Raw genomic sequence first — 7,291 nt, forward strand, 5'->3', positions numbered from 1 at the left:
GGCGCGATCGCGCTCGGCCACCCGCTGGGCGCGACCGGCGCGATGATCCTGGGCACCCTCGTCGACGAGCTGGAGCGCCGGGACGAGCGCTACGGCCTGGCCACCCTGTGCGTGGGCGGCGGCATGGGCATCGCCACCGTCGTCGAACGCCTCTGACACCCCGGCGACCCACCCCCTTCCGACGGAGACTCCCTCATGACCGAGAACACCACCATCCGCTGGGAACAGGACGACACCGGCGTCGTCACCCTGGTCCTCGACGATCCCGGCCGGCCGGTGAACACCATGAACGCGGCCTTCATCGACTCCCTCGACGCGGTGGTCGAGCGCCTGGAGGGCAGCGGCGACACCCTCAGGGGCGTCATCGTGGCCTCCGCGAAGGACACCTTCTTCGCCGGGGGAGACCTGCGCGACCTGCGCGCGGTCACCCCCGAGACCGCCGACCGCTCCTTCGAGGCGGGCATGCGCGTCAAGCGCGCCCTGCGCAGACTGGAGACGCTGGGCGTGCCCGTCGTGGCCGCCCTCAACGGAACCGCTCTGGGCGGCGGTTACGAGATAGCCCTCGCCTGCCACCACCGCGTCCTCCTCGACCGGCCCACCGCCCGGGTCGGGCTGCCCGAGGTCACGTTCGGCCTGCTTCCCGGAGGCGGTGGCGTGACCCGCACGGTGCGGATGTTCGGGATCGCCGCCGCGTTGCAGAAGGTGCTCCTGGAGGGCAGGCAGTACGCTCCCGCTCCCGCGCTCGACGCCGGTCTGGTCGACGAGATCGCCGCCGACCAGACCGAACTGCTCACCAGGGCGCGCGCGTTCATCGACGCGCACCCCGAGTCCGCCCAGCCCTGGGACCGGCCCGGCCACCGCATCCCCGGCGGCACCCCGTCCCACCCCGAGTTCGCCGCCGGCCTGCCCGCCTTCCCGGCCGTGCTCCGCAAGAAGCTGGCCGGCGCCCCCTACCCGGCGCCGCGCAACATCCTCGCCACCGCCGTCGAGGGCGCCCAGGTCGACATCGACACCGCGTTCGTCATCGAGGCCCGCTACCTCACCGACCTGCTGACCGAGCAGACTTCGAAGAACATGATCCAGGCGTTCTTCTACGACCTGCGGGCCGTCGACGCGGGCGCCAACCGGCCGCAGAACCTGCCCTCCCGCACCGTGACCAAGGTGGCCGTGCTGGGCGCCGGGATGATGGGCGCGGGCATCGCCTACTCGTGCGCCCGCGCGGGCATCGACGTCGTCCTCAAGGACGTCACCCCGCAAGCCGCCGCCCAGGGCAAGGCGTACTCCGAGAAACTGTGCGCCAAGGCCGTCTCCCGGGGCCGGACGACCCAGGCGAAGGCCGACGCGCTCCTCGCGCGGATCACCCCCACCGCGGACGCCCAGGACCTGGCGGGCTGCGACGCGGTCATCGAGGCCGTCTTCGAGGACACCGCCCTCAAGCACAAGGTGTTCCAGGAGATCCAGGACGTCGTCGCCCCCGACGCGCTGCTGTGCTCCAACACCTCCACCCTCCCCATCACCGCCCTCGCCGAAGGGGTCGAACGCCAGAGCGACTTCATCGGGCTGCACTTCTTCTCACCGGTGGACAAGATGCCGCTCGTCGAGATCATCAAGGGCGGACAGACCGGGGACGAGGCGCTCGCCCGCGCCTTCGACCTGGTCCGGCAGATCAACAAGACGCCCATCGTCGTCAACGACTCGCGGGGCTTCTTCACCTCCCGGGTCATCGGCCACTTCATCAACGAGGGCGTCGCCATGGTCGGCGAGGGCATCGAGCCCGCCTCCGTGGAGCAGGCGGCCGCCCAGGCCGGCTACCCGGCCAAGGTGCTCTCCCTGATGGACGAGCTCACCCTCACCCTGCCGCGCAGGATCCGCAACGAGACGAGGCGGGCCGTCGAGGAGGCCGGCGGCACCTGGACCGCGCACCCCGCCGAGGCGGTCGTCGACCGCATGGTCGACGAGTTCGGCCGCCCCGGCCGCAGCGGCGGCGCCGGCTTCTACGAGTACGGCGAGGACGGCAAGCGGGGCCGCCTGTGGCCGGGCCTGCGCGAGCACTTCACGAAGCCGGGCCACGAGATCCCCTTCCGCGACATGCAGGAGCGCATGCTGTTCTCCGAGGCGCTGGACACCGTCCGGCTGCTGGAGGAGGGCGTGCTGACGTCCGTCGCCGACGCCAACATCGGCTCGATCCTCGGCATCGGCTTCCCGGGCTGGACCGGCGGCGTCCTGCAGTACGTCAACGGCTACGAGGGCGGCCTGCCCGGTTTCGTCGACCGGGCGCGCGAACTCGCCGAACGCTACGGCGAGCGCTTCACCCCGCCGGCCCTGCTGGTGGAGAAGGCGGAGAGGGGAGAGGTGTTCACGGACGCCCGCTGACCCTCCGGTGCGCCCGGCCGGGACGGGAGCGTCAGTCTCCCGTCCCCGCCGGCCCCGCGCCCCCACCGGCGTCCAGCCACTCCCGCAGCTCCTCGCGCAGCGACCGCTGGAAGGCCGTGAGCAGCGCCTGCACCACGAGCGGGTGCATGTGGGCCGACAGCGACTTCACGTCCCGCGGGTCCCGCTCCGCCACCGCGTCCCGCAGCAGCCGTGACAGCTCCTGGGCGGCCGCGCGGGCGTGCTCGGTGAGCGTCGTACGGGCCTCGAGGATCGTCTCGTGCGTCAGCGGTACGTCCAGCAGTTCGACGCCGAGCCGCAGCAGCCCCGCGTCGACCCGGAAGTCCCCGCCGTCCCGCTCGAGCACGTTCAGCGCCGCCAGCCGCCGCAGGTCCTCGTCGTCCAGCACCCGCCCCGCCCGCCGCTCCAGCTCCCCGCGCGTCACCCTCTCCACCGCGTCGGGCGCCCAGGAGGCCACCACCGCGCGCTGGATGGCCAGGTCCCGCGCGCTCAGGTCCGGCGGGAGCTGCCCCAGATAGCGCTCGATGGCCGCCAGCGTCATGCCCTGCCGCTGCAGCTCCTCGATCAGCGCCAGCCGGGCCAGGTGCTCCCGCCCGTAGTGGCCGACGCGGCGCGGCCCGATCACCGGCGGCGGGAGCAGCCCCTTGCTGCCGTAGAACCGGACCGTCCGCACCGTGACCCCGGCCCGTGCCGCCAGTTCGTCGATGGTGAGGGCCGGTTCCTCGGTGTCGCTCGTCATGCACAGCAGTATTACTGTCTCACCGAAAGTGCGACACCGCTCCCGCTCCGAGGCTCCCGCCCGGAGGCGGGCGGTCACGCGTCGCACCGCCGGTCACCGGGCGGCCGGCCCGGCGCGGTCACCGGTGACCGGATACGGTCACGGCGGCCGAGCGCCCGCACGGCCTCCGCGCGCCGCCGCTCCGCCCCGTCCCCGGGGCCGGCCCGTGGGCCCCGCTCCCGTGCGCCGGGTGCTTCCCGGCACCGCTCGGGCGCCCACGATCCGTCAGACGCCCCCTTCTGCACGCGAGTTGACCGCTGTACCGTCCGCGCATGCCGATACGCACGCGCTTCACGACCTGGAGACCGCTCGTGACGGTGGCCGTCGCCGCCCTGGCGGCCACCCTGCTCGCCCCCGCGCCGGCGGCCGCGGCGGGCACCCCACCGCGCGAGAGCCGCCCCGTCCACTCCTACGACGACGCGATCCGCGAGGCCGTCTGGGTGGACACCGGACTCGACGAGGACGACGACGGACGCACCGACCGGGTCGCCGTCGACATCGTCCGCCCCGCCGAACCCGCGCGACGGGGCCGGAAGGTCCCCGTCATCATGGACGCCAGCCCGTACTACTCCTGCTGCGGGCGCGGAAACGAGAGCGAGCGCAAGACGTACGACGCGAACGGCGACGTCGTCCGGATGCCGCTGTTCTACGACAACTACTTCGTGCCGCGCGGCTACGCCGTCGTCGGCGTCGACCTGGCCGGCACCAACCGCTCCGACGGCTGCGTGGACGTCGGCGGCCGCTCCGACATCCGGTCGGCGAAGGCCGTCGTCGACTGGCTCAACGGCCGCGGCACCGCCTACACCACCCGCACCGGCGCCGAGCGGACGGACGCCGGCTGGACCAACGGCCGCACCGGCATGATCGGCAAGAGCTGGGACGGCACCATCGCCAACGGCGTGGCCGCCACCGGGGTCGAGGGCCTCGAGACGATCGTGCCGATCGCCGCCATCTCCTCCTGGTACGACTACTACTTCAGCCGGGGCGCCCCGCTCTACGACTCCGGCCCCGACTGGCTGTCGGACTACGTGGAGAGCCCGGACGCCCGCGCCCGGTGCGGGGCGGTCCAGCGCGAACTCGTCGACGGCGCCCCGCGCACCGGCGACCCGACACCCCTGTGGACCGAACGCGACTACGTGCGCGCCGCGAAGAAGGTGAGGGCCAGCGTCTTCCTCGTGCACGGCATGCAGGACCTCAACGTACGGATGCAGCACGTCGGCCCGTGGTGGGACGCCCTCGCGCGGAACGGCGTCGACCGCAAGATCTGGCTCTCCCAGACCGGGCACGTCGATCCGTTCGACTTCCGCCGCGCCGAATGGGTCGCCACCCTGCACCGCTGGTTCGACCACGAGCTCCTCGGTCTCGACAACGGCATCGACCGCGAGCCCGTGGCCGACATCGAACGCCGCCCCGGCCACTGGGTCACCTCGAAGAGCTGGCCGCCGCGCGAGACCCGCGCCGCGACCCTGCGCCCCGCCCGCGGCGACGGGGACGGGGCCGGCACGCTGGGCCTGCGCAAGGGCCGCGGCACCGCGACGTTCACCGACGACCCGGGCCTCGGCGAGACCGACTGGGCCGCCCGCATCGACACGTCGACACCGGAGAAGGCCGGCTTCGTCACCGGGCCCCTCTCCCGCGACCTGCGGGTGTCCGGCGCCTCCGAGGCCACCGTCACCGTGACCCCCAGCGCCCCCACGGCACACCTGTCCGCCGTCCTCGTCGACCTCGGCCCCGACACCATCCGCGACTACGCCGCCGCGGGCGAGGGCATCACCACCCTCACCGACCGCACCTGCTGGGGCGCGAGCACCGAGGGCGACAGCGCCTGCTACCGGGAGACCCGGGCCAGGACCACCGACGTCGGTCACACGGTCGTCAGCCGGGGCTGGGCCGACCTGGGCCACCACGGCCCGGACGGCAAGAGCGCCCCGCTCACCCCGGGCAAGCGCTACACCCTCACCCTCGACCTGGCCGCCACCGACCACGTCGTCCCCGAGGGGCACCGTCTCGCCCTGATCGTCGCGGGCACGGACCGTGGCCTGATCGACCCCCCTGCGGACACCCCCACCCTCACCCTCGACCTCGCCCGCACCTCCGTGCGCGTCCCGGTCGCCGGCGGCACCGCGGCCTTCGCCCGCGCCACCGCCGGGTCCGGGCCGGCGCCGGACGCCGGCGTCCGGGACGGCGTCCGTCCCCCGCACACCGTCCAGCGCGTTCCGGGAGAAGGAGGGGGTGCGCCCGGAGGCCGGTGACCCGCGCGCGGCCGGTCGTCGGCCCGGGCGGACGGCGACCCCCGCGGCCGGTCGTCCGCCCGGCGGCCGACCGGGCCGGTTGACAGGAACGTGACCGCTGAAGAGGTGAGTTTTGCGCCAAAGGTGGTAGGCCCATGGCTGGGGGAGCGATTTTCCGCTCCATCGGCTCGATGAAAGGCGCCGCCTGTGACGAAGGACCAGCACAGCGACAAGGACCACAGGGCGGGCCCTCTGCCGGGCTCGGAGACGGGCCTGGCGGGCCGGGGCACCCCCCGGACCGACCGGGTGGTCTTCGGTGTCACGGCGGTTCTCACCGTCGCGTTCGTGGTCTGGGGCGCCACCGCCACCGGTTCGCTCGAGAACGTCTCGAGCAGCGCGCTCTCGGGGCTGATGCACAACGGCGGCTGGGCGTTCATGCTGGCGGCCTCCGGCTTCGTCGTCTTCGCCCTCTGGCTCGCGATCAGCCGTTACGGGAAGATCCACCTCGGTGCCGAGGGCGAGGAACCCGAGTTCCGCACCGTGTCGTGGGTCGCGATGATGTTCAGCGCGGGCATGGGGATCGGCCTGATGTTCTACGGCGTCAGCGAGCCGCTGGCGCACTACGTCACGGCGCCGCCCGGCACCGATCCGGCCGACTCGGGCGAGCGCATGGAACTGGCCATGGCGACCACGCTCTTCCACTGGACGCTCCACCCGTGGGCGATCTACGCCGTGGTCGGCCTCGCCATCGCCTACAGCACCTTCCGCCGGCGCCGCCGGCAGACCGTGAGCGCCGTCTTCACCCCGCTCATCGGGTCGAAGCACGCCAACGGAAACGCCGGGCGCGTCATCGACGTCCTCGCCATCGTGGCGACCGTCTTCGGCTCGGCGGCCTCCCTGGGGCTCGGCGCGCTGCAGATCGGCTCCGGCATGCAGGAGCTGGAGTGGATGGACGAGGTGAGCACGGGACTGCTCGTCAGCATCATCGCGGTGCTCACGGTCGCCTTCGTCGCCTCCGCGGTGTCGGGCGTGGAGAAGGGCATCCAGTGGCTGTCCAACACCAACATGGTGCTGGCCCTGGTGCTCGCCCTGTTCGTGTTCGTGGCCGGCCCCACCATCCTCATCCTCGACCTGCTGCCCACCTCCGTCTTCGGCTACCTGGGCGAACTGCCCCAGCTGGCCGGCCGCACGGAGGCCAGCGCCGGCGAGGGAGTGGCGGACTGGCTGGGCAGCTGGACCGTCTTCTACTGGGCGTGGTGGATCTCCTGGACCCCGTTCGTCGGCATGTTCATCGCCCGCATCAGCCGGGGCCGTACGATCCGTCAGTTCATCGGCGGGGTCATCCTCGTGCCCAGCACGGTCAGCCTGGTCTGGTTCGCGGTCTTCGGCGGCTCCGCGATGAAGCTCCAGGAGCAGGGCCGGCTCGGCGACGAGTCGACGGCCGAGGGCCAGCTGTTCGCGGTGCTCCAGCAGTACCCCGTCGCCACCGCCGCGAGCATTCTGGTGATGATCCTCGTCGGCATCTTCTTCGTCTCGGGCGCCGACGCGGCCTCGGTCGTGATGGGCACGCTCTCGCAGAAGGGGGCGCTGGAACCGGGACGCCTGGTGGTGGTGTTCTGGGGCGTGGTCACCGGGGCGGTCGCCGCGATCATGCTGCTGGTGGGCAGCGGCCAGGGCGACGCGCTGACCGGCCTGCAGAACCTCACGATCCTCGCGGCGGCCCCGTTCGTCGTCGTGATGATCATGATGTGCGTGGCGCTCATGCGCGATCTGCGCCGCGATCCGCTCATCGTGCGGGGCGAGATGGCCTCCGAAGCGGTCGACATGGCCGTCATCGCGGGGCACACGAAGTACGACGGCGAGTTCGAACTCCGCATCGGCCCCGGGGCCG

General features: G+C 72.8%; 4 protein-coding genes and 1 pseudogene. 4 read left to right on the forward strand and 1 reads right to left on the reverse strand.

What is annotated here, in order from left to right:
* Both AOK18_RS30600 and AOK18_RS10045 read left to right on the forward strand, forming a co-directional pair.
* Nucleotides 1-156, forward strand: a pseudogene (locus AOK18_RS30600) (acetyl-CoA C-acyltransferase); the annotation flags it as partial.
* Between the two features lie 39 nt (nucleotides 157-195).
* Nucleotides 196-2,373 (forward strand): 3-hydroxyacyl-CoA dehydrogenase NAD-binding domain-containing protein, encoded by a 2,178-nt coding sequence (locus AOK18_RS10045; protein WP_055694077.1) that lies wholly within the window; start codon nucleotides 196-198, stop codon nucleotides 2,371-2,373.
* 31 nt (nucleotides 2,374-2,404) lie between these two features.
* Here AOK18_RS10045 and AOK18_RS10050 read toward each other — a convergent pair whose 3' ends face one another.
* Nucleotides 2,405-3,130 carry a MerR family transcriptional regulator gene (locus tag AOK18_RS10050; protein ID WP_055694078.1) on the reverse strand — a complete coding sequence of 242 codons (726 nt, stop codon included), beginning with the start codon at nucleotides 3,128-3,130 and terminating at the stop codon, nucleotides 2,405-2,407.
* Between the two features lie 311 nt (nucleotides 3,131-3,441).
* Between AOK18_RS10050 and AOK18_RS10055 the strand changes: the two genes are divergently transcribed.
* Both AOK18_RS10055 and AOK18_RS10060 read left to right on the forward strand, forming a co-directional pair.
* Nucleotides 3,442-5,421, forward strand: coding sequence for a Xaa-Pro dipeptidyl-peptidase (locus AOK18_RS10055; protein WP_055694079.1), 1,980 nt, complete (start codon nucleotides 3,442-3,444; stop codon nucleotides 5,419-5,421).
* 186 nt (nucleotides 5,422-5,607) lie between these two features.
* The coding region (locus tag AOK18_RS10060) for a BCCT family transporter (RefSeq protein WP_055694080.1) at nucleotides 5,608-7,291 on the forward strand (1,684 nt) is incomplete at its 3' end.

It is taken from the genome of Streptomyces prasinopilosus, from assembly GCF_001419695.1.
Classification (GTDB): domain Bacteria; phylum Actinomycetota; class Actinomycetes; order Streptomycetales; family Streptomycetaceae; genus Streptomyces; species Streptomyces prasinopilosus.

Coding starts and splice junctions, on each gene's coding strand:
- AOK18_RS10045 (WP_055694077.1), top strand. CDS start 196: ATGACCGAGAACACCACCATCCGCTGGGAACAGGACGACACCGGCGTC.
- AOK18_RS10050 (WP_055694078.1), bottom strand. CDS start 3,130: ATGACGAGCGACACCGAGGAACCGGCCCTCACCATCGACGAACTGGCG.
- AOK18_RS10055 (WP_055694079.1), top strand. CDS start 3,442: ATGCCGATACGCACGCGCTTCACGACCTGGAGACCGCTCGTGACGGTG.